This window comes from Amycolatopsis sp. SB7-3 (assembly GCF_041021335.1).
In the GTDB taxonomy this organism is placed as follows: domain Bacteria; phylum Actinomycetota; class Actinomycetes; order Mycobacteriales; family Pseudonocardiaceae; genus Amycolatopsis; species Amycolatopsis japonica.
Map to the genome: position 1 here is coordinate 374,683 of NZ_JBFPJQ010000002.1, position 22,422 is coordinate 397,104.

The 22,422-nt window shown below is 69.0% G+C and carries 20 protein-coding genes; 9 read left to right on the forward strand and 11 right to left on the reverse strand.

Features of this window, described 5'->3' with window-relative positions; all coding sequences use genetic code 11:
- Positions 1-41 precede the first annotated feature (41 nt).
- Positions 42-815, forward strand: coding sequence for an alpha/beta fold hydrolase (locus AB8M46_RS19965; RefSeq protein WP_394361124.1), 774 nt, complete (start codon positions 42-44; stop codon positions 813-815).
- Positions 816-874: 59 nt separating this feature from the next.
- Here the strand turns inward: AB8M46_RS19965 and AB8M46_RS19970 are convergent, their stop codons facing one another.
- Positions 875-1,366: a DUF1772 domain-containing protein gene (locus AB8M46_RS19970; RefSeq protein WP_394361125.1), complete on the reverse strand. Its 492-nt coding sequence runs from the start codon at positions 1,364-1,366 to the stop codon at positions 875-877.
- Positions 1,367-1,398: 32 nt separating this feature from the next.
- On the reverse strand, positions 1,399-2,226 hold the full coding sequence (locus AB8M46_RS19975) for an NmrA family transcriptional regulator (RefSeq protein ID WP_394361126.1): 828 nt from the start codon (positions 2,224-2,226) through the stop codon (positions 1,399-1,401).
- Between the two features lie 80 nt (positions 2,227-2,306).
- Here AB8M46_RS19975 and AB8M46_RS19980 point away from each other — a divergent pair, with 80 nt between their 5' ends.
- Positions 2,307-3,245: an AraC family transcriptional regulator gene (locus AB8M46_RS19980; protein ID WP_378427237.1), complete on the forward strand. Its 939-nt coding sequence runs from the start codon at positions 2,307-2,309 to the stop codon at positions 3,243-3,245.
- On the opposite strand, the gene AB8M46_RS19985 is transcribed toward AB8M46_RS19980, so the two are convergent.
- The gene (locus AB8M46_RS19985; RefSeq protein ID WP_394361127.1) at positions 3,224-4,177 is read right to left on the reverse strand and encodes a helix-turn-helix transcriptional regulator; all 954 of its coding nucleotides are present in this window, start codon (positions 4,175-4,177) and stop codon (positions 3,224-3,226) included. The two genes, AB8M46_RS19980 and AB8M46_RS19985, sit on opposite strands and share 22 nt — an antisense overlap.
- A gap of 116 nt (positions 4,178-4,293) precedes the next feature.
- On the opposite strand from AB8M46_RS19985, the gene AB8M46_RS19990 reads away from it, so the two are divergent.
- Positions 4,294-4,932, forward strand: a complete 639-nt coding sequence (locus tag AB8M46_RS19990) for an SDR family NAD(P)-dependent oxidoreductase (RefSeq protein ID WP_394361128.1) — start codon at positions 4,294-4,296, stop codon at positions 4,930-4,932.
- 5 nt (positions 4,933-4,937) lie between these two features.
- Here the strand turns inward: AB8M46_RS19990 and AB8M46_RS19995 are convergent, their stop codons facing one another.
- A complete protein-coding gene (locus AB8M46_RS19995; protein WP_394361129.1) occupies positions 4,938-5,741 on the reverse strand; it encodes a pentapeptide repeat-containing protein in 804 nt (267 codons plus the stop codon).
- Between the two features lie 304 nt (positions 5,742-6,045).
- Between AB8M46_RS19995 and AB8M46_RS20000 the strand changes: the two genes are divergently transcribed.
- On the forward strand, positions 6,046-7,185 hold the full coding sequence (locus tag AB8M46_RS20000) for a S8 family peptidase (protein ID WP_125734273.1): 1,140 nt from the start codon (positions 6,046-6,048) through the stop codon (positions 7,183-7,185).
- Between the two features lie 342 nt (positions 7,186-7,527).
- Here the strand turns inward: AB8M46_RS20000 and AB8M46_RS20005 are convergent, their stop codons facing one another.
- A complete protein-coding gene (locus tag AB8M46_RS20005) occupies positions 7,528-8,358 on the reverse strand; it encodes an SGNH/GDSL hydrolase family protein (RefSeq protein WP_394361731.1) in 831 nt (276 codons plus the stop codon).
- A gap of 146 nt (positions 8,359-8,504) precedes the next feature.
- On the opposite strand from AB8M46_RS20005, the gene AB8M46_RS20010 reads away from it, so the two are divergent.
- Positions 8,505-9,728 carry a PucR family transcriptional regulator gene (locus tag AB8M46_RS20010; protein ID WP_394361130.1) on the forward strand — a complete coding sequence of 408 codons (1,224 nt, stop codon included), beginning with the start codon at positions 8,505-8,507 and terminating at the stop codon, positions 9,726-9,728.
- Here the strand turns inward: AB8M46_RS20010 and AB8M46_RS20015 are convergent.
- Positions 9,687-10,538 (reverse strand): helix-turn-helix transcriptional regulator, encoded by an 852-nt coding sequence (locus AB8M46_RS20015; protein ID WP_394361132.1) that lies wholly within the window; start codon positions 10,536-10,538, stop codon positions 9,687-9,689. The genes AB8M46_RS20010 and AB8M46_RS20015 overlap by 42 nt on opposite strands.
- A gap of 85 nt (positions 10,539-10,623) precedes the next feature.
- Between AB8M46_RS20015 and AB8M46_RS20020 the strand changes: the two genes are divergently transcribed.
- Both AB8M46_RS20020 and AB8M46_RS20025 read left to right on the forward strand, forming a co-directional pair.
- A complete protein-coding gene (locus AB8M46_RS20020) occupies positions 10,624-11,403 on the forward strand; it encodes an SDR family NAD(P)-dependent oxidoreductase (RefSeq protein WP_394361133.1) in 780 nt (259 codons plus the stop codon).
- 102 nt (positions 11,404-11,505) lie between these two features.
- Positions 11,506-13,155, forward strand: coding sequence for a WXG100 family type VII secretion target (locus tag AB8M46_RS20025; protein ID WP_394361134.1), 1,650 nt, complete (start codon positions 11,506-11,508; stop codon positions 13,153-13,155).
- A gap of 7 nt (positions 13,156-13,162) precedes the next feature.
- Here AB8M46_RS20025 and AB8M46_RS20030 read toward each other — a convergent pair whose 3' ends face one another.
- On the reverse strand, positions 13,163-14,272 hold the full coding sequence (locus tag AB8M46_RS20030; RefSeq protein WP_394361135.1) for a response regulator receiver protein: 1,110 nt from the start codon (positions 14,270-14,272) through the stop codon (positions 13,163-13,165).
- Between the two features lie 210 nt (positions 14,273-14,482).
- On the opposite strand from AB8M46_RS20030, the gene AB8M46_RS20035 reads away from it, so the two are divergent.
- Positions 14,483-15,724 carry a tyrosine-type recombinase/integrase gene (locus AB8M46_RS20035; protein ID WP_394361136.1) on the forward strand — a complete coding sequence of 414 codons (1,242 nt, stop codon included), beginning with the start codon at positions 14,483-14,485 and terminating at the stop codon, positions 15,722-15,724.
- Here AB8M46_RS20035 and AB8M46_RS20040 read toward each other — a convergent pair.
- The 4 genes from AB8M46_RS20040 to AB8M46_RS20055 all read right to left on the reverse strand — a co-directional run bounded on the left by AB8M46_RS20040 (position 15,649) and on the right by AB8M46_RS20055 (position 20,703).
- Positions 15,649-16,416 carry a class I SAM-dependent methyltransferase gene (locus AB8M46_RS20040; RefSeq protein WP_394361137.1) on the reverse strand — a complete coding sequence of 256 codons (768 nt, stop codon included), beginning with the start codon at positions 16,414-16,416 and terminating at the stop codon, positions 15,649-15,651. The two genes, AB8M46_RS20035 and AB8M46_RS20040, sit on opposite strands and share 76 nt — an antisense overlap.
- Positions 16,417-16,427: 11 nt before the next feature.
- Entirely contained in the window at positions 16,428-17,471 is a 1,044-nt protein-coding gene (locus AB8M46_RS20045) for a hypothetical protein (RefSeq protein WP_394361138.1), read from the reverse strand.
- Positions 17,472-17,487: 16 nt separating this feature from the next.
- Positions 17,488-19,047 carry a discoidin domain-containing protein gene (locus AB8M46_RS20050; RefSeq protein WP_394361732.1) on the reverse strand — a complete coding sequence of 520 codons (1,560 nt, stop codon included), beginning with the start codon at positions 19,045-19,047 and terminating at the stop codon, positions 17,488-17,490.
- An 87-nt stretch (positions 19,048-19,134) separates the two neighbouring features.
- Complete coding sequence (locus tag AB8M46_RS20055) at positions 19,135-20,703, reverse strand: discoidin domain-containing protein (protein ID WP_394361139.1); 1,569 nt, start codon at positions 20,701-20,703, stop codon at positions 19,135-19,137.
- A gap of 174 nt (positions 20,704-20,877) precedes the next feature.
- On the opposite strand from AB8M46_RS20055, the gene AB8M46_RS20060 reads away from it, so the two are divergent.
- Positions 20,878-22,413 carry a PucR family transcriptional regulator gene (locus AB8M46_RS20060; protein ID WP_394361140.1) on the forward strand — a complete coding sequence of 512 codons (1,536 nt, stop codon included), beginning with the start codon at positions 20,878-20,880 and terminating at the stop codon, positions 22,411-22,413.
- Positions 22,414-22,422: the final 9 nt, after the last annotated feature.

A 22,422-nucleotide genomic window follows, 5' to 3' on the forward strand; every position in this document is an offset into this window, starting at 1 on the left:
GTCGGTGGGCGACAAGTCCGAAAAGAGGAAGGGGTCATCCGATGGCCGTTCTCGACGTCCCCGGCGCCCGGCTGCACCACACCGTGACCGGCAGCGGCCCGGTTCTGCTGTGCATTCCCGGTGGCGCGGCCGATTCCGCGATGTTCGCGCCGATCGCGGGCCTGCTCGCGGAGCACTACACGGTGATCACCTACGACCCGCGCGGAATCTCCCGCAGCCCGCTCGACGATCCGGACGGGAAGCAACGGATCGAGGCCCACACCGAAGACGCGCTACGCCTGCTCGACAGCGTGAGCACGGAACCGGCGGTGATCTTCGCGTCCAGCGGCGGCTGCATGCAGGCTTTCGACCTCGTCACCCGTCATCCCGGGCGGGTCAAGACGCTCCTGGCGCACGAACCCCCGCTGACGAGCCTGCTGCCCGGCCAACCCGACGGTGACCCGGACGAACTGCAGCGCCTCCACCGCGAACAGGGCATCGAGGCGGCGATGGCCAAGTTCATGGCCGACGCCGGTTTCGAGATGGACTGGAGCGCGCTCCCGCTGGAGATGCGGAAGAACATGGAGTTCTTCGTCGTGCACCTGATGAAGATGATCGGGGACTTCACTCCGGACTACGAAGCGCTGAAGGCGTCGGAGACCCGGATCGTCGTCGGCGTCGGGAAGGACTCGGCCGGGCAGCCCTCGCACGAGGCGGCGGTGCTCGCGGCCGCCCGGCTCGGCGTGGAGCCGGTCTACTTCCCCGGTGACCACGGTGGTTTCGCGGCCGAGGCCGTCGCGTTCGCGCCGCAGCTTCTGGCGCTTCTCGACGCCTGATGTCAGGAAAGGGTCGTTCAAGACGTTTTTCGTCCTGAACGACCCTTTCCTGACACGCGTCAGGCGCGGACGTGCACGATCAGCCCGCCCACCAGAGCCCCGAAACCGCCGATCGCGGCCAAGGTCCGGATCAGGTTCCACCGTTCCCAGACACCCTCGAACTTCGCCCGCAGCGCCTCGAAGTCGGTGCCGTCGCCGTCGAAACCCGCTTCGAGCGCGTTGTTCAGCGGCACGTTGATCGCCATCGTCACGATCAGCATCACCAGCAGCAGGGCGAACCCCGCGATGAGCCACGGCAGCGCGGGCCGCAGTTCCGCCCTGAAATGCAGCGCCGCCGCGACAGCCGCGAACAACGGCGCGCCGCCGAAACTCAGCGCGAACCAGCCGTTGAGGATCGCGATGTTGATCTCCCGCATCCCCGTCACGTAGGTCCGGGCGTCCGCGCGCCCCAGCCCCGGCATCACCGAGCACGTGTAGGCGTAGAACAAGCCGGCGATCAACCCCGCCGTGATGACGGCCGCGATCAGGACGATCTGGCTCAACGTGGCCATTCCTGTCGCCTCCCTTCCGATTCCAGCTCGTTTCATCGATTCCAGACCCCAGTGGCCGCCGCTTTCGCGGCGTATTCGGAGAAGTCCCTCGCGGGCCTGCCCAGCACCCGCTCGACGTCACCGGTGAGCGAGGAGTTCCGGCCGTCGAGGATGCGCGTGAACAGGTCGGTCAGGCCCTCGATCTCCTCCTCCGGCACGCCCTGTTCGGCCGCTCCCGCGGCGAATTCCGCGGCGGAGACCGGAACGTACCGGACATCCCGCCCGGAAGCCTTGCCGATTTCCGCCGCCACGTCCGCGAAACCCAGCAACCGGGGGCCGGTCAGCTCGTAGACCTCGCCGTCGTGCCCGTCGGTGGTCAGCGCCGTCACGGCCACGTCGACGATGTCCTCGACGTCGATGAACGGCTCGGTCACCGATCCGGCGGGCAGCACGATCTCCCCGGCGAGCACCGGTTCCAGCAGGAAGTGCTCGCTGAAGTTCTGCGCGAACCAGCTGGCCCGCACGACCGTCCACTCGGCACCGGAGTCCCGGACACCCTGCTCGCTGACCACGGCTTCCTCCTCACCGCGGCCGGACAGCAGGACCAGCCGCCGCACCCCGTGTTCCACGGCCAGCTTGGAGAAGTCGCGGATCGCTTCGGCGGCGCCGGGGAAGGCCAGGTCGGGGTAGTAGGTCAGGTAAGCGGCGCCGACCCCGGTGACCGCGGCCGTCCAGGTCGAACGGTCGTCCCAATCGAACACCGGCCGCGAGGCCTTCCGGACGTCGATCCCGAGGGCGGTCAGCCGCTGCGCGACCCGGCTTCCGGTCTTGCCCGTCGCGCCGAGGACCAGGACCGTCTCGTTGTTCTTCGTGTTTGTCATGGCACTAGTCAAGCGCTTACGAATGAGACGGAACATAGTTCAAAGGCTCTCTTCCATGTTTCATCGTCTACACTCGCGCCATGGATCCCCTCGCCGGTCTGCTCGACGGACCCCGCGCCCGCGGCGCCTTCCTGCTGAAGTCGGTCATGACCCCGCCGTGGTCACTGCGGATCGAGGACGAGGCGCCGCTGACGGTGATGGCACAGGTCCGCGGCGAGTCGTGGGTGGTGCCCGACCACGGGGACGCGGTCCGCCTCGGCACCGGCGACATCGCCATCGCCCGCGGTCCGGACCCGTATCTCGTCGCCGACGACCCCGCCACCCCACCGCAGGCGATGATCCTGCCGGGACAGGAATGCCTGACCCCGGACGGGAAACACCTCACCGAGCTGTCGGATCTCGGCGTCCGTACCTGGGGCGACGATCCGGACGGACCCGTCGTCCTGCTCACCGGCACCTATCCGCTCGAGGGCGAGATCAGCAAACGACTTCTCAACGCGCTGCCGTCGCTGCTGGTCGTCCGGGACGACGAATGGGACAACCCGCTGGTGACGCTGCTCGCCGGCGAGATCGTCAAGGACACGCCCGGTCAGGAAGCCGTCCTGGACCGCGTGCTCGACCTGCTCCTGGTCGCCGCGCTGCGGACCTGGTTCGACCGGCCCGACGCCGCGGCACCCGCCTGGTATCGCGCGCACAGCGATCCGGTCGTCGGACGCGCGCTGAAACTGTTGCAGCACAAGCCTTCCGAACCGTGGACCGTGGCCAGCCTCGCGGCCGACACCGGCGTGTCCCGGGCCGCGTTCGCCCGCCGGTTCACCGCCGCCGTCGGCGAACCGCCGATGGCCTACCTCGCGAGCTGGCGGATCGCGCTCGCCGCCGATCTGCTGCGCCAGCACCCCGACGTCACCATCGGCGCGGTCGCCCGGCAGGTCGGCTACGGCAGTTCGTTCGCGCTCAGCACCGCGTTCAAACGCGAACACGGTGTCAGCCCGCAGGGTTACCGCGCCGGCGTCGCGTAACGCTCGACCAGTTCCGCGCCGATCCGCGCGAGTTCCTTCTGGACCGACTCCGGGCCCAGCACCTCGATCATCGAACCCCAGCCCGCGAGCTGCTGCGCGATCATCCACGCCACCGGCGCCGACACTGTCACCCGCACACGCCCGTCTTCGAGCGTCTCCTCGACACGTGCCTGCCGTCCGAAGTGGTCCTGGAGGATCGGCAGATGCCGCTCGGCGATGAGCACGGTCGCGTCCAGCCCCGAACGCCGTTGCTCGACCCGGTCGACCACCTGCTCCCACGCCCGCGACAGTTCGAAGTCGTCCGGCCGCCCCGCGGGCAGGTCGCTGACCTCGGCGTCGGACATGCGATCGACGCGGAAGGTGCGCTGCCCCTTCTCGGTACCCGCGATGAGGTACCAGATGTCGTCCTTGTCCACGAGCCCCCACGGATCCACGACCCGCTCGACCGGCTCCGCGCCCTTCTTCGCGTAACCGAACCGGACTTTGCGGCGGCGCACGATCCCGGCCTGCAGCACGGTGAGCAACTCGGGCCGTTCCTTTTCCCGCTCACCCCACCGCGACGGATCGATGACGACCGCGTCCGCGGCGGCCTGCGCGTCGGCGCGGAACGTGTCCGGCAAGGCCCGGACCAGCTTCCGCAGCGCGGATTTCACCTCGGGCGAGACCGACGCGGCCGGACCGGCGAGCAGGAACAGCGCCTGGGCTTCCGACGCGGACAGTCCACTGAGGTCGGTCCGCGCGCCGCCGACGAGCGACCAGCCACCACCCCGGCCGGGCTGCGGGTACACCGGGACACCCGCCGACGACAACGCCTCGAGGTCACGCCGCGCGGTGGCGACCGAGATCTCCAGTTCCTCCGCCAGTTCGGAAGCCGTGACGCGGCCCCGCGCCTGCATCAGCAGGAGGGTGGCCACCAGGCGATCGGCACGCATGGCGCCCAGTCTCGCAGGAAAACCGCTCATCCGGTGAACACTTTGCGGCGCAGACTTGACCTTCACATCGATGTCAGACCCTACGGTCGGCGCACCCCACTCAGAAGGAGAAGCACATGGCAGGCGCAGTGATCATCGGCGCGGGACCGGGTATCGGCCGCTCGGTCGCGCACCGCTTCGCCAAGGAAGGGCTGCCGATCACCTTGCTGGCCCGCCGCTCGGCGACCCTGGGGCCGCTGGCCGCCGAACTCGGGACCGCGCTGGCACTCACCGCCGACGTCACCGACGAGGCTTCCCTCAAAGCCGCTCTCGACACCGCCGCGCGGGAACACGGCGAGCCCGACGTCGTGGTCTACAACGCGGCGATCATCCAGGCCGACACCCCCGGCGAGCTGTCCGTCGAACGGCATCTCGCGGCGTGGTCGGTCAACGTCGTCGGAGCGATCACCGCCGCTTCGCACGTCGCGCCCGGGATGGCGGAGCGCGGATCGGGCACGATCATCGTGACCGGCGGAATGCCCGAAGCCGTACCCGCCTACACGAGCCTCTCGCTCGGGAAAGCCGGTGTGCGGGCGCTGGTTTTCCTGCTGGACAAGGAGTTCGGCCCCTCAGGAGTGCACGTCGCCACGGTGACCGTCGCCGGACCCGTCGCGAAAGGAACTCCGTTCGACCCCGACGACATCGCCGAGCACTACTGGCGGCTGCACACCCAGCCGCGAGAAGACTGGGAACAGGAGATCGTCCACACGGCGTAGCAGGCCTACCAGTGCGCCGGATGGGAAAGCGAGTCCGGCAGTTTCGTCGTCGCGTCGCCCTTCGCCGCGTCCAGTTGTGACTGGAGGAGGAAGAGCGTGTCACGGAAGTCCGCGCCGCGGATGTCGGCGTCACGCAGGTCCGCCCCGGTGACGTCGGCCTGCCGGAGATCGGCTCCCCGCAGGTCCGCGCCGATCAGATACGCCCCTCGCAGCAGCGCTCCGCGCAGGTTCGATCCCTTGAGCTTCGCGCCGATGAGGTCGGCGCCGCGCCGCTCCTTCTTCTTGCCCGACACGGTGGCGCGGGCGAGCTCGCTCGCGCGCAGCAGCAGCCCGTTCACCGCGCCCCGATGCGAGTGGACGTCCAGTTTCCGCAGCACGCCGGGCGTGTCCAGCGTCATCCGCTCGGTCCGGTCGATCATCTCGGCCAGGTCGTCACGGATGGGCGCGGACGTCGGCAGCGACGCCGCTTCGGTGAGGTAGTAGAGCAGTTCCTGCAGATCCCGCATCACCGGGAAGACCGCGAACATCGTCCTGGCCGTCTTCGGCGACTTGCGCCAGTCCTCGCCGTCGAAGGTGACCTGGGAGACCTTCTGGCCCGCGCCGAAGCAGTCGTAGACCGTGCAGCCGGTGAAGCCCTTCTTGCGGAGCTTGTCGTGGATGCCGCACCGGGAGTCCTCGCGCAGGTTCGGGCACGCCTGGCCCGCCGGTTTGGTGATCGCGAAATCGGCCGACGCCGCGAAGGCCGGGACGACACAGCACAGGCCGAAGCAGTTCTCGCAGTCGGCTCGCAGGCTGGAAAGGGCTGGCACGGTGGTTCGGACTCCAGAAGCTCGGCAAGATGTTCCAGCCATCAGGGTACGGAGCACACTTTCCGTGCAGGGCACCCGCCGCCAATGGCCGCCAGACGAAGGTCGGGTCCTGCCCCATTCAGTCGATTCGGACATGTCATGCGCTCAATAACCTCGATCTCCGTGGGAATCGGCAGGTGCCGTCCCATGCGGTCGAGCTGGACCGCCTTTCCGCCGCTGTGGTCTTGACCGGCCGGTCCCCTGCGAACGACAGGACGAACACATGCGAGAGACGAGACAAGCGCGTTGGCTGTCACGTGCCGGAATGGCGAGCGCGGTCGCGGTGGCGATCAGCGTGACCGCCGCTCCCGCCCAAGCCGCCGAAGGACAGATCCTCGCCGCGGGATCCGCCGAAGCGATCCCGAACAGCTACATCGTCACGCTGAAGGACACCGGCGTCGTGGGCGCGCTGGCGAACCGCTTCGGCGCGAAGGTGGAGCAGGTCTACAGCAGCTCGCTCAAGGGCTTCTCCGCGACACTGTCGGAACGGCAGGCCAAGCGGCTCGCCGCCGACCCGTCGGTGGCCTCGGTCGAGCAGAACCAGGTCGTCCACGCGGACGCGACCCAGACCAACCCGCCGTCCTGGGGCCTCGACCGTGTCGACCAGCGCAACCTGCCGCTCGACAACAAGTACAGCTACACCAGCACCGGCGCGGGCGTGAACGTCTACGTCATCGACACCGGCGTGCGGATCAGCCACCAGACCTTCGGCGGCCGCGCCCGCAACGGCTACGACTTCGTCGACAACGACGCCGTCGCGCAGGACGGCAACGGCCACGGCACCCACGTCGCCGGCACCATCGCCGGTTCGCAGTACGGCATCGCCAAGGGCGCCACCGTCTACGGCGTCCGCGTGCTCAACAACTCCGGCAGCGGCACCACCGCCGGGGTCATCGCGGGTATCGACTGGGTCACCAAGAACCACGTCAAACCGGCCGCGGCCAACATGAGCCTCGGCGGCGGTGCCTCCAGCACGCTCGACGACGCCGTCCGCCGGTCGATCGCCGCGGGCGTCACCTACGGCGTGGCCGCCGGGAATTCCAACTCGAACGCGTCGGGCTTCTCCCCCGCCCGCGTGACCCAGGCGATCACCGTCGGCTCGTCCACCAACACCGACGCGCGCTCCAGCTTCTCCAACTACGGCAGCGTCGTGGACATCTTCGCGCCGGGCACGAACATCACGTCGTCGTGGAACACCAGCGACACCGCGACGAACACCATCAGCGGCACCTCGATGGCGACCCCGCACGTGGTCGGCGTCGCGGCCCGCTACCTGCAGAACAACAAGAGCGCCACGCCCGCGCAGGTGGCCACCGCGCTGATCAACGCGGCCACCACGGGCAAGGTGACCAACCCGGGCTCCGGTTCCCCGAACCGGCTCCTGTACTGGTCGCCGACCGCGTGACCTGAGGTCTCGCTTGAGGTGCGCGAAGGCTCCCTTCACTGCGTCTGACGCAGTGAAGGGAGCCTTCACCCACAGCTGGTGTGGAAGTGGGTCGTACGAGCCTGAGCGTTCCCCATCCGGGCAGGACGCGCCTACTTTGTGCCTGTAAGTCCGTTTCGCCTGGGGTCGTGAGTGGCAAAGAGGGTTAGAACGACAATTGCCACTCACGACCCCCGGGCAATAACTGCACAAAGTGCCCAACTCGGGCGCTTGGATCTCGAAGAGTGACCTTTTTGGACAGTCCGAGGAGCGCTAGGCCTCGGTGACGAGCCACCACTCGCAAGACGTGCCCCGGCGACGGCGCTACAGCACCTTCCGGATACTCGGCACCACAGCCGCGAGCCCGGCGGCGTTCGGGTGCAGCGGGGCGAAGCTGTTGTTCACCACCGAAGGGATCAGCCCTTCGATCCATTTGACGCCGATCGGCTGGCAGGCGTCGTGACCGATGCTCGGCGTCCGGATGTCGACGTACTTCGCGCCGTGCGCGGCGGACTGCTCGGCCATCCGCGCGTTGAGCCGGTCGATGTTGGCCTGGATGTAGTCGGCGTCCTGCGGCAGGACCGGGACGAGCGGCCAGCAGCCGCCGGATTTGATCCCGGTCGGATAGCCCACCATGACGATCTCGGCCTTCGGCGCGCGCTGGCGGATCGTCTCGATCACCGTGCCGTAGGTCGCGGCGAAGGCGTCGATCTTGGTGGCGTACTTGTCCACCCCGCCCGCGGTGTTGGCCGCCTTGCACGAAGCACCCACCGGCAGCAGGTTCACACACGACGTCGCGAGCCCGACCAAACCGATGTCGTTGCCGCCGATGCCGACGGTCACCAGTGTCGTGTCGGCCGAGAGCGCGTCGTACTGCGGCGGGTTCGTGCCGGAGACGATGCCCTTCTGCGGATTGGTGAAATGGGTCGTGGTCGCGCCGCCACAGGTGACATCGCGCAGTTCGTCGACCTCGATCTGCTTCGCCAGCAGTCCGGCGTAGTTGATCGCCGACCGGGCGCAGGTGAACAGATCGGACTGCGGCAGCACCACCGAGCCCGCCGAGAACGAGTCACCCATCGCGACGTACACCTGCCGCTCCGCCGAGGCGAGGGCCGGTGTCCCGATTCCGACGAGGGTCAGTGCGGTGCCCGCCACCGCGGCGATCCGGGCGATTCTTCCCCAGCGTGTCACTGCCGCCTCCTGCATGCGTCGTCGAATGCTGCGGTCAGCGTCCGCCGGAGCGGGGAAAACCACTAGAACGGAGGCGCGCGTTCTTGATCGGAGTTTTGTAGGTTCCCTCTATGACGAAGGCGTCGGCACAGCCGTGGCGCAGGCTCGACGCCTCGGTGCTGACCCGCCTGGAACCCGACACCGCCGCGATCGCGTCCGCCGCGATGGACCAGGTCCGTGCCGGGCTGCGGTCCCCGCTGGACGACCGGACGGCGGCGAACCTCCAAGTCACCCTCGACGTCGCGTTGCACGCCTTCTTCAGCGAGATCGGCCATCCCGACATCACCACCGACCGGGAGGTCTACCGCGCGCAGGGCCGGGCCCAGCACACCGCCGGCCGCAGTCTCGAGGAGATGCTCGGCTTCTACCAATCCGCGGCGCTCGGCGTGTGGCGGCAGCTGACCTCGGCGGCGCCGGCGGTGGATCTGCCGACCCAGGCGATCGTCGAACTCGGTGAGGCGCTTTTCGCCTTCATCGCGGAACTCTCGGCCGCGGCCGCCGACGGGTACGCCGAAGCGCGCTCACAGGCCGCGCGGGCCGGGCAAGCGCGAAGGGACCGGCTCCTGGGTCTCCTGCTCGCCGAACCGGCCGCCAGCCGGGATCTGCTCGAAGACGCCGCGAGCCAAGCCATGTGGGTCCTGCCCGGCAGGCTCGTCGTCGCGGTCACCAGCGCCGATGTCGCACCCCAGCTGCTGGACCGGATGCCGGGGCGGGTGCTGGTCGGCCGTCACCACGACCTGACCGCGGTGGTCATGCCCGCCGACCGCCTGGAGTGGTACCTCGGCCGGTTGCGGGACCTGCTCGGCGACGACCAGGCAGGTGTGGGCCCGGTCGTGCCGCTCCGCTCGGCCGCGCTCGGTGCCCGCCGGGCGAGCGCGCTCTGGCGGCTGACCCGCACCGGCGCGCTCGGCGGCAACCCGCTCGTCCACACGACCGATCACCGCATCGATCTGCTGCTGACCGCCGATCCCGAACTCGCCGCCGAGTTCTCCGAAGACGTCCTAGCGCCGTTGGCCGGTCTCCCGGAACCGGCGCGGCAACGGCTCACCACGACCCTCGCCGCCTGGCTCGCGCGGCCTGACCAGCCGCAGGCGATCGGCGTCGAACTGCATGTCCACGTTCAGACCGTCCGGTACCGGATCCGGCAGTTGCGGACGCTGTTCGGCGGCACGATCGACGACCCGGCAGGCCGCTTCGCGCTCGCGATCGCGCTCAGGATCGACCCGCTGGTATCGAGGGAACCTACAAATCCATCAGAGCGGAGTATCCATCCGCTGCGTCCCGACGACGGATAGCAGCCGCAACGCGTTCTCCGACGGAGTACCGGGATCGGCGGTATAGATCACGACCTGCTGGTCCCGGTCGCTGATGTCGAGGACGTCGCAGTTCACGCTGACCGGGCCGACCACCGGGTGCTGGAACGTCTTGCACAGTGTGGGCGCGGCGCAGACGTCGTGCGCGGCCCACAGCCGGGCGAATTCCTCACTGCCGTCGAGTAGTTCCCGGATCAGCCCGGCGACTTCGGGGTCGTCGGGATAACGGCCGGCGGTGACCCGCAGATTCCGGACCGCGCTCGCCGCGAACTCGTCCACATCGGACACCCCGTACAGACGTCTCCCCTCCGGCCGCGGCCCGAGGAACGCGCGGCGCACGAGATTGCGGTCCCGCCGGGGCAGCGCGGAGAAGTCCTCCATCAGTGCCGCGGCGAGGTCGTTCCAGGCGAGCACCTCGTAAGTCGCCGAGAGCACGATCGCCGCCGCCTGCGGAAGACGGTGAAGCAGCGCGAGAATGCTCGGCCGGACCTCACGCGACGGTCCGGGCGGTGGCCCGGGCGGCGCGCCGGCGAGATGGTGCAGGTGGTCCCGTTCCACATCCGACAGCCGGAGTGCCCTGGTCAGCCCGCCCAGTACCTCACGCGAAGGCCGCGGTCCGCGAGCCTGCTCCAGCCGCGTGTAGTACTCGGTCGAGATGTACGCCAGCTGTGCCACCTCTTCGCGACGCAGGCCGGGAGTGCGGCGGCGGGGCCCGGCGGGAAGGCCGACGTCGGCGGGGGTGATCCGCTCGCGCCTGCTGCGCAGGAAGTCCGCCAGTTGTCGTCTGTCCACCACTCCAGTGTGGACGATGGCGGCCCGCCAGCCAGGTACCGCCGATGCCTGGATAGGCGCCGAGGGCGGGACAACGCTCGGTGCCATGACCACCACAACGACTGTTTCCGGCCTGCTCGACGGCAAGGTCGCCTTCGTCACCGGCGCCGGCCGAGGTATCGGCGCCGCCGCCGCGCGGCTGTTCGCCAGGGAAGGCGCCCGCGTCGTGCTCGCCGCCCGCACCGAGTCCCAGCTGAAGACCGTGGCCGAGGAGATCCGCGCGGAGGGCGGCATCGCGGACCACGTCGTCTGCGACCTCGGCGACGCGTCGAACATCCGCGCGGCCGTCGACCGCGCCGTGGAACTGCACGGCAGGCTCGACGTCGCGTTCAACAACGGGGCGACCAACGTGCCACCCGGCCCGATGGACCAGGTGACCGAGGCCGATTTCGACCGTATCTACGCGGTGAACCTGAAGGGTCCGTGGCTGGCGATGATCGCCGAGATCGAGGCCATCCGGGCCACCGCGAAGACCGGGGCCATCGTCAACAACACCAGCGTCGGCAGCCTGATGGCCAACCCGGAACTCCCCGCGTATGGCGCCATGAAACGCGGCGTCAACAGCCTCACCGCGTCGGCCGCCACCACCTACGGCCCGGAAGGGATCCGGATCAACGCCGTCGCACCCGGCACGACGCTGACCGAGATGTTCTCCGAGTGGGTCGAGAGCTCGCCGGGCATCCTTCAGCGGCTCAACGCCCAGACCCCGCTGGGCCGGGTGGCCGAGCCCGAGGAGATCGCGCAGGCCGCGGCGTGGCTGCTGAGCGATCGCGCCTCCTACGTGACCGGAACGGTCCTGCGGGCGGACGGCGGCATGCTGGCCTGACCTCGGGGAAGGGGTGGGTGATGCGGGGGAACCGGCGTCGGCCTTCCGGCGTCTGAACGCGCACGACCCACCCTGACCAGGGGTTTGCCCGAGGAGAAGCCGATGCCGTTCCTGGATCCCGAACCGCTCTACGCCAAGCTCACGTCGGGGGACGCGGCGGGTATCGCCGAGGTCGGCGCCACCATCGCGGACGCCAAGACGTCGTTGCAGACCGTGGCGGACGGAATCTCCGACGGTGCCCTGCGGGCGGCCCGGTCCTGGCGCGGCACGGCGGCGGCGGAGTTCGTCGGCAAGGCGAAACAGTCCTCGCGCACCGTCGCCGAGGTGTATGCCCAGCTCAACACCGCCGAGGCCGCGGTCAAGGGCGCCGCGAAGGCGTACTCCGCGCTGCGGACCTCGGCCGACACCGCCATCGGCCCCTGGCGCAAGCTCGGCCTGACCGACCTGCTCGAAGCGCCGGAGATCGCGATGAAGACCATCCGGGCCCTGACCGTCGCGCAGCAGACCTACGAAAGCCGGCTCACCGCGCTGGCGGCCACGACCGACGGCGGCGGAAGCGAGGGCTGGGACAGCGACGGCAACGCCGACATCAGCGGCGTCAACCCCGGCGAGCCGTGGACCTCCCAGGGCTTGGCCTACGACGGCAAGAACCTGCTGGTGGGCTCGTACCACGACGGTGATGGGGACGGCTCCGGCGACAGCCCCGTCGGCCCCGGACTGACACCGAGCAGACTGACCTACGTCGACTACGAGACCGGCGTGGAAACGGGGAACGTCTACCTCAACGGCAACGGCGAGGTCGGCGCGCCCACGCACACCGGCGGTGTCGCGACGGATGGCAAGCACGTCTGGGTGTCGTCCAACGGCTACGTGTACGTCTACGACAAGGCCGAACTCGACGCCGCGCAGGACAGCGGCGAACCGGTCAACGCCGTGGACGTGGTCGACACACCCGCCCACAGCTACGTCACCTACGCGCAAGGCAAGCTCTTCGTGGGCGACTACACCAACAACCGGCTCTACGAAGTCCCGGTCGGCCCGGATGGCTCACCCCGGCCGGACGAAGCCGGGGATCCGATCGAGACGCCGAACAACGTCCAGGGTGTCGTGGTGCGCGACGACGAGTTCATCTTTTCGTCCTCGGACGGGCACAGCGGCAAGTTCTACCGGCAGGACCGGACGCCGGAGTGGTACGACTTCAACGATCGCGAAGAGATCGAACTGAAGGGCGGCGAGCAGGGCAACGAGGACGGCTACGACTCCCACGGCGTCGAGGAGGCCGTCGAGATCGACGGGGAAATCGTGCTGGCGCACGAATCCGGCGCCTACGGCTACCAGAAGAACCCTGGCTCGAAGTGGGACGAACCAGAGCTGACCAGGATCTCCCTGGACGAACTCGGCCTCGACCCCGACGGCGCGCTCTCCCCCGGCGACGCCGGATACGAGACTGATCCGGACTCGCTGGTCGGTGCCGCGGGCGTGCTGGACGGGGCGACGTCGACGTTGAGCACCGCGGCCGGCGCGATGTCGCGGCTGCAACTCGTGCCGCATCTGCTCGGCGACGTGCCCGCGGCGACCACCTTCAGCGACGCGCTGACCAAGCACGTCACGGCGGCAGGCGACCGGCTGACGGCGGGAGTGGAAGCGGTCGGCGGCATCGCGGACAGCCTGGTCACCGGGGCTGATACGTACCGGCGCGTCGAGGACGGGGTCAAGGAAGGGCTGGACAAGCTCGGCGGGTTGTTCAGGTAGCTCGAGATCACTCGGGTTTCTTCGGCGCCGCGCCGCCGTCGCCGAGCAGAATCTCCAGCAGATCGTGTCGGAGGGGCGTCGAAGGTTCCTCTGTCGCGGCGAGAGCACGCTGACGGATGAGGGCCAGTGTCCCCGCGGCCTGTTCGCTCGATGCCTGGGTTCGGGCGATCTGTTCCTGGGCCGCGGTGAGTTGCCCGCGCACGGCGGTCAGTTCTGCCTGAACGTCAGCGACTCGTGCTCGGGATGCGGTTTCGTGGGCGGTCCGCGCGGCGAGGGCTTCCTGATGGCGGGTGTCGAGAGCTTGCAGCTGCGCCCTCGCGGCGTCCAGCTCCGCGGTGAGTTCGGCTTTCTGCGTGTCCAGGAGCCGCTCCCATGTCTTGCGTTGTTCATCGGCTGCGCTGAGGGCGTCACGTGCGGCGTCTCGTTCCGCGGTCCGGGTCGCCAGTTGCTCGTTGAGGTTTGAAAGCGTGGCCGCCAGCTGATCGGCGCGGTTTCGCTGCGTCGCCGCTTCCTCGGCGACTTCCTTCGCGCGTTGGGTGATCACCGCGGTGGCCGACTCCGCTTTCGCCTGAGCCAGCTGGGCCGCCGCCCGGGCCTCGATCGCCTCGTCCGTGGTCGCCTTGGCCAGAAGCTCGGCATGCTGAGCCATCCGGGCGGCTTCCTTCGCTTCCTCGGCGGCGGCTTCGGCCTCGGCTGCTCGTGCCAGCGCGGCGTCCCGCTGCCGGTCGGCTTCAGTGGCGGCTTCATGGGCGGCCTCGGCTTGACCGACGGCGGCCGCGATCTCGTCGCGCAGATGGGCGGTGACCGCGTCGAGCGCGTTGCTCAACGTGCGGAGAGGGTCGGTCAGCGCGGCAGCGGCCTGGTCGAAGGCCTGCCCGGCGTCCGCCAGCGCCGCGGACGGCACGGCCTCGTCGCCCAGAGCCTCCCGTAGCGCCTGTTCGGCCGCGGCCAGTTGCTTGCAGCTCTTTCCGCCCGGCCATGTCCGGTCAGGGCAGAACTCGTAGGGCCTGCCTCCCCGCGGTCCGGGCGGCGGCAGCGGCTCCCGGCACTTGCGAAACCCGCATCGTGCCTGCTCCGGCGCACTTTCCTCGGCTACCGCGCTCGCGTTCTCGACCATATCCAGAGCCTACCTTGAGAGTTACACAACCTCTAACTGAGGTATCAGTAATCCTATCCCAAACCTAACTTAGCTACAGAAGATACATTTTGTAGCTAAGTGATTCGCGGAGGTCGATCTGGAGGCGTGAGCGTCCGGAAGCGAAGAATCGGAGGCGTCTGAGGGCCTGCCGAAAACTGGGCAAGCGATCATCGCCGATACGGTGTGCGGATGATCGTGACTGGTGTGGCGCAGGACGACAGCGTCGCCAGGACCGGGCTATCCCCCGCCGGCGCACTCACGGACGAGGTGTGGCCGGGACTGGCGGATCCGGCGGGTCTGCTGTCGGGGATCACCGACTGGCTCACCGGATACGGCAACCGTCAGACCCGCCGCACCTACGCCGAAGGGCTCGGGCTGCCGGTCAGCGCGGCCGATATCGCCGAGGCTTGGACGCCGACCGGCACTCCGAGCGACGCTCGCTGGAGCGCCGCGGTGGCGGCTTACGCCGACGCCGTGGTCACCGCGCCCGCGTCCGGGCGGGCGGGGCCTCCGCCGGCGGGTCGCGGCAGATTGCGGTCCTGGCATTGGCTCCGGTGGTGCGCCGCGCGCGGTGTCGACCCGACGGCGGCGACGTCGGCGCACGTGAAGGCTTGGCTGGCAGAACTGGACGAGGCGGGCGCCGCGCCGTCGACGCGGGACCGGATGCTCGCCACGGTGAAGACGCTGTACGCGTTCCTGGCCGACGCCGGACTCGTGGCGGCGAACCCCGCAGCACTGGACCGGCGGCGGCTCGGGCTGACCGCGGCCGCCGCGAGCACATCGGCGACGATCACGTTGACCTCCCGGCAGGTCGCGGCTCTGCACCGGGCGGCGGGTACGCCGCGGCGTGGCGCCGGCCCGTGCGATGTCGCCCGCGCGGTCGCGATCGTCTCCCTGTTCACCTTGGGGTTGCGGGTGAGCGAGCTGTGCGGGCTCGACGAGGCGGATCTGCATGTCACGCGAGGGCGGCGGGCGCTACGGGTGCGAGGCAAGGGCGGCAAGGTCCGAGTCGTCTATCTGAGCGTCCCCGCCGAGAACGCGGTGCTGGAGTACGCGAATCTGCGTGGCGACGGCGCGGGAACCGCGATCGTGGCGGGGGTCGGCCGGGCCGGTCGCGGTGGCGACCGGCCGCTGCTGGTGACCCGCGGCGGACGTCGTTTCGCCCGGCAGGCGATCTGGCAGCTGCTGCGCCGGGTCGCCGCGGCCGCGGGCCCGGAGCTGGCCGGTGTCGCCGAAGTGATGCATCCCCACGCGCTGCGGCATTTCTACGTGACCGCGGCGGTGGAGGCGGGTGCGTCTCTGGAACATGTCCAGGCCGACGTCGGGCACGCCAGCATCGACACCACCAGCGCGGTCTACGACCACGCGGCCCGCGACCCGGCCCGCAGTGCGGTCGACCTGGTCGCCGACGCCTGGCACCCCACCTCCTGATCCGCCTCGAGCACGAAGAACAGGAAACTCAAGAAGGCGGTCTTGCCCGCGAGCTCCTCCGGGAAACGCTCTCGCGCGCCCGGCGCCGGGTGGGGCTCGCTGACGACGGACGTCCGGAAACCCGCCGCGGTGAAGGCGTCGGTCATCGCGTGCAGGGGCCGATGCCAGTACGTCAGAACGGCTTTCTGGCCGCTGAAGGTGTACTCGTCCGACCACTTGACGGTCTTGAAGTAATCGCCTTCGGGGTGGACCAGCTTGAAGATGATCGGGTGGTTGACGGCCATGATCAGCCTGCCGCCGGGTTTCAGCACACGCCGGATCTCGGCCAGCGGCGCCGTCCAGTCTTCGAGGTAGTGCAAAACGAGGGCGGCGACGACGTCGTCGAAGGCACCGTCGGGATAGGGCAGCGGCTCACCGATGTCGGCGACCCGCAATGCCGCGTCGTCGCCCAGGCGGTTCCGGGCCAGCTCCAGCATTTTGGCGCTGGAGTCGAACCCGCTCACGATGGCACCCCGATCGCGCAGTGCCTCGAACAGAGGACCGGCCCCGCACCCCGCGTCGAGGATCCGCCTGCCGGTCACGTCGCCGGCCAGATCGAGGATGGCGGGCCGCGTGTAGTACGCGTTGATCAGGCTGGTTTCGTTCTCGGCCGCATACGCCTCGGCGAAGGTGTCGTAGTCGTTTTCCACCAACCCAACCTAAGTCACGACGAGGGCTTGCCGAGACCACCCGTGACCGACGGCGACGACGCGAGCGGAACCAGCAGCCGCGCCGCGCCACTGCCGTCCGCGGGCACGGCCCAGATGTCGCTTTCCTTCCCGTTCCCGCGCGGCAGGCTGTACCCGATCGTGTCGTTGTCGAGCCACACCACCTGGTCATCGACACTGCGTGTCTCCGCCAGCGGGGTCTCACGCATCGTGGCGAGATCCAGCACGTGTTCACGCCACGGGTTGACGTCGCCCTCCGCCACCCGCTTCTTGAACGCGAGTTTCTTCCCATCGGGCGACAGCGAAGGGCATTCCGCGTTTTCCCGCAGCGTGCGGGCGTTCCACGCCGTGTTGTCGCCCTGCACCAGATAAGTCCGCCCGCCGGTGGCGACCGTGGCGTAGAACGTCCGCTCGTCCGCGGCGAACGTGACGCCCCAGTAGTTGACGTCCTCGCCACGATGGGGCACGTCCCCGATCCGCAACGGGATGCCCTCGATGTTGCTCGACAGTTCGTTCAGTTCGCGATCCATGATGGCCGTGCGCGTCGAGAAAGTGCCGGGCGTCGAGTAGGAGTCACCGGTGACGAAGGTGGTCCAGCTGCCCATCCGGCCACCGGGTGAGAGCTTCGCGCGGTTGGGGATTCCGGGGACGTCGACTCGTTTGACCTCGCCGAGCGCGGCATCGACGAACCGGGCGACCGCACCCGCCATCGGCGTGGAGTCCTTCGCCAGGCACAGGCCGCCGTTCGCCACGGTGTAGAACCGTTCACACGTGAGCGAGCTGATCCGTCGCGGCCCTCCGGGATCGGAGACGGAGACCGAGGCGACGGTGCCGTACCCCGGCCCCGAAGCGCCGTTGCGGAACAGCAGTCTGCCCTGCTCCCCCAGTTCGACCTGCCCCGAGGAATCCACCGCGACCGTCGCGTCGGCCGCCTGTCGCTCGGGGCTTTTCGCCTTGGCCTGCACCACGTACACCACCGAGGCGGCGGCGAGGGCGGCGACACCCGCCAGCGCCACGACGAACTTCATCGGAAGCTTCATCCCGTCTCCTTCCCCGTCACCGGCAGCGGTACGGGCCTGCTTTGTCGAGCAGTTCGCCGTTGGTGCCGATGATTTCCCAGGAGTAGCTCTTTCCCTTGAGGACGAGCTTCATCACCCCGTGCTTGCCCAGGATCTTCTCGACGCCTTCGCGGGCCTTGTAATCGAGGTACAGGCTGTCGCCGCCGATACCGGCGATGACCGAACGCACGCCGTTGGCCTCGTCGACGTGCCCGTTGACGTCCAGCGGCTTCGTCCGCTCGTAATGGTGATCGTGCCCGGCGAACACGACGTCCGCCTTCGCCCTGGCCAGCTCGTTCCACAGCGGTGCCACGCTCTTCGCGTCACCGGAGTTCCCCGAGTTGAAGCGCGGGTGGTGCCAGTAGCCGGCGATACAGGACTTCTTCGTCTTCGCGAGGTCCTTGCGCAGCCAGGCGACCTGTTCGGCGCCGCCACCGTTGTACACCGGGTCCGAATCGAGCGCGACGAAATGGAAGGCTCCGACGTCGAAGCTGTAGTACGGCTTGCCCTTCGGCGTGGCGATCTTGCCGAAGTACTGTTTGTACCCCGCCAGCTCGTTGTTCCACTCGTGGTTGCCCGGCGTGGGTTTGGTGATCTTCTTGAACCTGCCCCACGTCTTGTCGTAGTAGGACCGGAATTCTTCGATGGTGCCGTCGACGTATTGGTTGTCTCCGACCGTCAGCACGTAGCGCGGCTTGATCTTGGCGACGAGCTCCGCGGTCTGCTGGTGTTCGGAAGGCAGCTCCGGCTTGGCTATGTCGCCGGCGAGCGCGATGACGATGCCGTCGGACGGGGTCGGCCGGGTGGACGCCTTCACCGGCGCGGTCGACCCGGACAGGTTCCCGGCCGCGTCCCGCGCCCGCACCGCGTAGTGGAAGTCGAAGCCCGAAGCCAGTGACGTGTCGGTGTAGGACGTCGTCGCGGACCTGCCGATCACGTTGCCGTTGCGCAGGATCTCGTACTCGACGACCCCGACGTCGTCGCTCGCCGGGTTCCAGCCGAGCGTGATGCTCTCGGTGGTGGACGACGCCTGCCGGAGCCCCGACGGCACCGACGGTGGCTGGATGTCGCCGTCGCCGGTCCGGACGCCGTAGACCTCCAGTTCCCACAGCGAGTACCCGTAAACGGTCGCCCGTGCCGTGCCGAAGATCCGGACGTGCCGGGCGGAGGTGTTCAGGCCGGTGAACTCGTCGAGTCCGCCGTCGCTCCCCACCACGGTCTTCACGTCGCGCCAGTTCTGGCCGTCGTCGGACGCCTGGAGCTGGTAGTCCTTCGCGTGGGCCGATTCCCAGAAGACCTTGATCCGGCTGATATCCGCCGGACCGCCGAGGTCGACGGCGATCCACTGTGGATCGCCCTCCAGGCTCGCCCAGCGGGTCGTCGAATCGCCGTCGACGGCGAGAGCACCGCTGAAACCCTCGTTCTCGACGGTGGACGTCGTGGTCCGTTTGTTGACCGACAGCAGGGATTCCACCGGTCCGGCCGCGGCGCTGGAAGCGATCACGGGCTGAGCGAGCAGGACGATCGCCGCGATCGCGGCGGTGCCCGGCTTCACCATTCGATTCACCTGTACTCCTGGTTGGGCCTACGTCGTCATGGAACACGGATCGGGTCCGGTGCCGAGTACGGCACCGGACCCGATCCGTCAGCGGCAGGTGTACGGGCCCGCCTTGTCGAGCACGTTCCCGTTGGTGTCGTGGATCTCCCAGGAGTAGGACTTCCCGTTCAGCATCAGCTTCATGACGCCGTGCTTGGCAAGGATCTTCTCCACCCCTTCGCGGGCCTTGTAGTCCGTGTAGAGGTAGTCGCCGCCGATGCCGGCGATGACCGAACGCACGCCGTTGGCCTCGTCGATGTGCCCGTTGACGTCCAGCGGCTTCGTCCGCTCGTAGTGGTGGTCGTGCCCGGCGATGACCATGTCGGCCTTCGCCCTGGCCAGCTCGTTCCACAGCGGGGCGATCTGCTTCTTGTCACCGGAGTTCCCCGAGTTGAACCGGGGGTGGTGCCAGTACCCGATGACACACGACTTGGTGTTCTTCGCCAGGTCGTTGCGCAGCCAGGTCACCTGCTCGGAACCGCCACCGGTATAGATCGGGTTCGAATCCATGGCGACGAAATGGAAGTCGCCGATGTCGTAGCTGTAGTAGGGAAGGCCCTGCGGGTACGCGATCGCACCGAAGTACTCCTTGTACCCCCGAAGCTGGTCGTCCCATTCGTGGTTGCCCGTTGTGGGTTTGGTGATGCTCTTGAACTTGCCCCACGTCTTGTCGTAGTGCGCGCGGTACTCGGAGATCGTGCCCTTGTGGTACTGGTTGTCGCCCACGGTCAGCACGTACTGCGGGTTGATCTTGGCGACCTGGTTCGCCGTCCCCTGATGGGTGGAGAAGAGCTCCGGGTTGGCGATGTCGCCCGCGAGCGCGAGGGTGACCGGGCCGGTGCCGCCGGGCTTGGTCGCGGCCTTGACGACCGGACTCGCCGCGGAGACGTTGCCCGCCGCGTCCCGTGCCCGCACGGAGTAGCCGAACTCCGCTCCGGACGCCAGCCCGCTGTCGGTGTAGGTGGTCGTCGCGGTGGTGCCGACGACGTTCCCGTCACGGAGCACCTCGTACTCGGTGACCCCGACATTGTCGGTGGAAGCCGTCCAGCCGAGGGTCACGCTGTCCACGGTGGTGGCCGTCGCGGTGAGGCCGGTGGGCACCGTCGGCGCCTGGGTGTCGCCGCCGCCGACGCGGTCGCCGTAGACCTCCAGTTCCCACAGCGAATAGCCGTAGGTCGTGCCGCGGGCCGTGCCGTGGATACGGATGTGCCGGGCGGAGGCGTTGAGTCCGAGGTGCTCGTCGATGCCGCCGTCACCGCCGACGATCGACTTGATGTCGGTCCACGTCCGGCCGTCGGCCGAGCCCTGGATCTTGTAGGTCTTGGCGTAGGCGGCTTCCCAGTTCAGTTTGACCTTGGTGACGGTCGAGGTCCCGCCGAGGTCGACGGCGATCCATTGCGGATCGACGCCTTCCTCGCTGGCCCATCTGGTCGTGGTGCTGCCGTCGACCGCGTTGCCACCGCCGAATTCGGCGGCCTCGACCGACGACGTGGTGGTCGGCTTGCCCGCCGACAGCAGGGATTCCGCTTGCGCGGTGGTACCCGACGAAATCAAGGTCTGCCCCAGCAAGGCCAGGGTCGCCACCGCGACACCGGCCAGGGGTGTTCTCCGTTTCATGCGAACTCCTCGACGTTGCGGAGTCGGCGAGTACCGGCGGTGGGCGGCGACTTGTCAGCCGGAGTCGCTTAGTTAAGTAAATTTCCTAACGATCGCAGTGTAAAAGGTTCTTAAACTCACAGTCAACGGGTGATCGCGCGGTGCCCGGCACCATTTGATGGCAGGGTCGCGGCCATGGTGACGCTGGATCGGCTCGTGAACGTCCTCGGTGGATACGGGGCGCGGTTGTGGTGCTGCCCGGTGTCGCGCGAGGCGGCCTTGCGCGACGTGGTCATGCACGACCCCGCCGACCCCCGTGACCTGCGCGGGGACGTATACCTCGCCGTCGGCGCGGAGTCGGTCGCGGCCGCCGTCGAGCTGGCCGCGGCGGCACAGGCCTCCGTCGTCCTGGTCCGCGGCTCAACGCCGGATCCGGAGGCGGCCGAACGGGCGGAGCGCGGCGGCGTCGCGGTGCTGCTGGTGGACCCGGACGTGTCCTGGGGACAGCTTGCCGGCGTGGTCTACGGCCTCGTGCTGGAGGGCCGCGAGACCGAGTCGGGCCGCGGACCGACCGACCTGTTCGCGCTCGCCGACAGCCTGGCGGACGCGCTCGGCAGCGCGGTGACCATCGAAGACCGGCTGTCCCGCGTCCTCGCCTACTCCAGCCGCCAGCACCTGGCCGACCGAGCACGACTGGAGACGATCCTGGGCAGGCTGGTCCCGGAGCCGGTCCGCGAGCTGTTCGAACGGCGGGGCGTGTTCAGGCACCTCGCCGAATCCGACGAGCCGCTGTTCGTCGAGGCCGATCCGGAACACGGGCTGACCGGACGCATGGTCGTCGCGGTCCGCGCGGGCCGGGAGCTGCTGGGTTCGATCTGGGTGGAATGCGACCGGCCGCTCTCCGACGCCCGGCGCGCCGTCCTACGGGACAGCTCGCGCACGGTCGGTCTCCACCTGCTGCGCTCACGCGCGAGCGCGGATCTGGAGCGGCAGGTCGAATCCGATCTGGTGATCCGGCTGGTGGAGGGCACGCCGGACGCGGCGGCCGTGCTCAGCAGGCTGGGCCTCCCGCCCGGTCGGTTCCGGGTGATCGCGCTCCAGGCCCATATCGGCGACGAGCGCCATGCCGCGCTACTGCTCGCGTTCGAGCGGGCGACCACCGGTTTCGGCTGGTCACGCCCCGGCCGCAGCACGCTGTTCAGCAACACCGTCTACACCGTCCTGCCCGGCGACGACGTCGAGGCGGCCAGGGCGTGGGTCGGTTCGATCCGCGAGGCGCTGCCCCGGCAGGTGACGATGCTGGCCGGCATCGGAGCTGGTGCGACGTCGGCCGAGCTGCCCGCCAGCAGGCTGGAGGCCGACGAATGTCTCGCGCTGCACGGCGTGCGCCCGGGCACGAAATCCGCGATCGCCTACGACGAAGCCTGGGACGACATCCTGGTGCAACGGCTGCGGGCCGCGGCCGCGTCCGGCCGGGCACCCGCCCGCGGCCCGATCACGGAGCTCCGGCGGCACGACAGCGCGAACGCCACCAGCTACGTCGCGACGCTGCGCGCCTGGCTCGAGGCGCAAGGGGATCTCGCGGAGGCCGCCGAGCGGCTGGAGGTGCATCCCAACACGATCCGCTACCGGCTCCGGAAGATGGCCGAAGTGACCGAACTAAGCCTCGACCAGCCCGCTAAACGGCTGGCGATGATCATCGAGCTGGCCGTGTCCGACCCCGCTCCTTGACCGTTACGG

What these genes read in the sequence shown, in the direction of transcription:
- AB8M46_RS19965 (WP_394361124.1), top strand. Translation starts at nt 42, where the DNA reads ATGGCCGTTCTCGACGTCCCCGGCGCCCGGCTGCACCACACCGTGACC.
- AB8M46_RS19970 (WP_394361125.1), bottom strand. Translation starts at nt 1,366, where the DNA reads ATGGCCACGTTGAGCCAGATCGTCCTGATCGCGGCCGTCATCACGGCG.
- AB8M46_RS19975 (WP_394361126.1), bottom strand. Translation starts at nt 2,226, where the DNA reads ATGACAAACACGAAGAACAACGAGACGGTCCTGGTCCTCGGCGCGACG.
- AB8M46_RS19980 (WP_378427237.1), top strand. Translation starts at nt 2,307, where the DNA reads ATGGATCCCCTCGCCGGTCTGCTCGACGGACCCCGCGCCCGCGGCGCC.
- AB8M46_RS19985 (WP_394361127.1), bottom strand. Translation starts at nt 4,177, where the DNA reads ATGCGTGCCGATCGCCTGGTGGCCACCCTCCTGCTGATGCAGGCGCGG.
- AB8M46_RS19990 (WP_394361128.1), top strand. Translation starts at nt 4,294, where the DNA reads ATGGCAGGCGCAGTGATCATCGGCGCGGGACCGGGTATCGGCCGCTCG.
- AB8M46_RS20000 (WP_125734273.1), top strand. Translation starts at nt 6,046, where the DNA reads ATGGCGAGCGCGGTCGCGGTGGCGATCAGCGTGACCGCCGCTCCCGCC.
- AB8M46_RS20010 (WP_394361130.1), top strand. Translation starts at nt 8,505, where the DNA reads ATGACGAAGGCGTCGGCACAGCCGTGGCGCAGGCTCGACGCCTCGGTG.
- AB8M46_RS20020 (WP_394361133.1), top strand. Translation starts at nt 10,624, where the DNA reads ATGACCACCACAACGACTGTTTCCGGCCTGCTCGACGGCAAGGTCGCC.
- AB8M46_RS20025 (WP_394361134.1), top strand. Translation starts at nt 11,506, where the DNA reads ATGCCGTTCCTGGATCCCGAACCGCTCTACGCCAAGCTCACGTCGGGG.
- AB8M46_RS20030 (WP_394361135.1), bottom strand. Translation starts at nt 14,272, where the DNA reads ATGGTCGAGAACGCGAGCGCGGTAGCCGAGGAAAGTGCGCCGGAGCAG.
- AB8M46_RS20035 (WP_394361136.1), top strand. Translation starts at nt 14,483, where the DNA reads ATGATCGTGACTGGTGTGGCGCAGGACGACAGCGTCGCCAGGACCGGG.
- AB8M46_RS20045 (WP_394361138.1), bottom strand. Translation starts at nt 17,471, where the DNA reads ATGAAGCTTCCGATGAAGTTCGTCGTGGCGCTGGCGGGTGTCGCCGCC.
- AB8M46_RS20050 (WP_394361732.1), bottom strand. Translation starts at nt 19,047, where the DNA reads ATGGTGAAGCCGGGCACCGCCGCGATCGCGGCGATCGTCCTGCTCGCT.
- AB8M46_RS20055 (WP_394361139.1), bottom strand. Translation starts at nt 20,703, where the DNA reads ATGAAACGGAGAACACCCCTGGCCGGTGTCGCGGTGGCGACCCTGGCC.
- AB8M46_RS20060 (WP_394361140.1), top strand. Translation starts at nt 20,878, where the DNA reads ATGGTGACGCTGGATCGGCTCGTGAACGTCCTCGGTGGATACGGGGCG.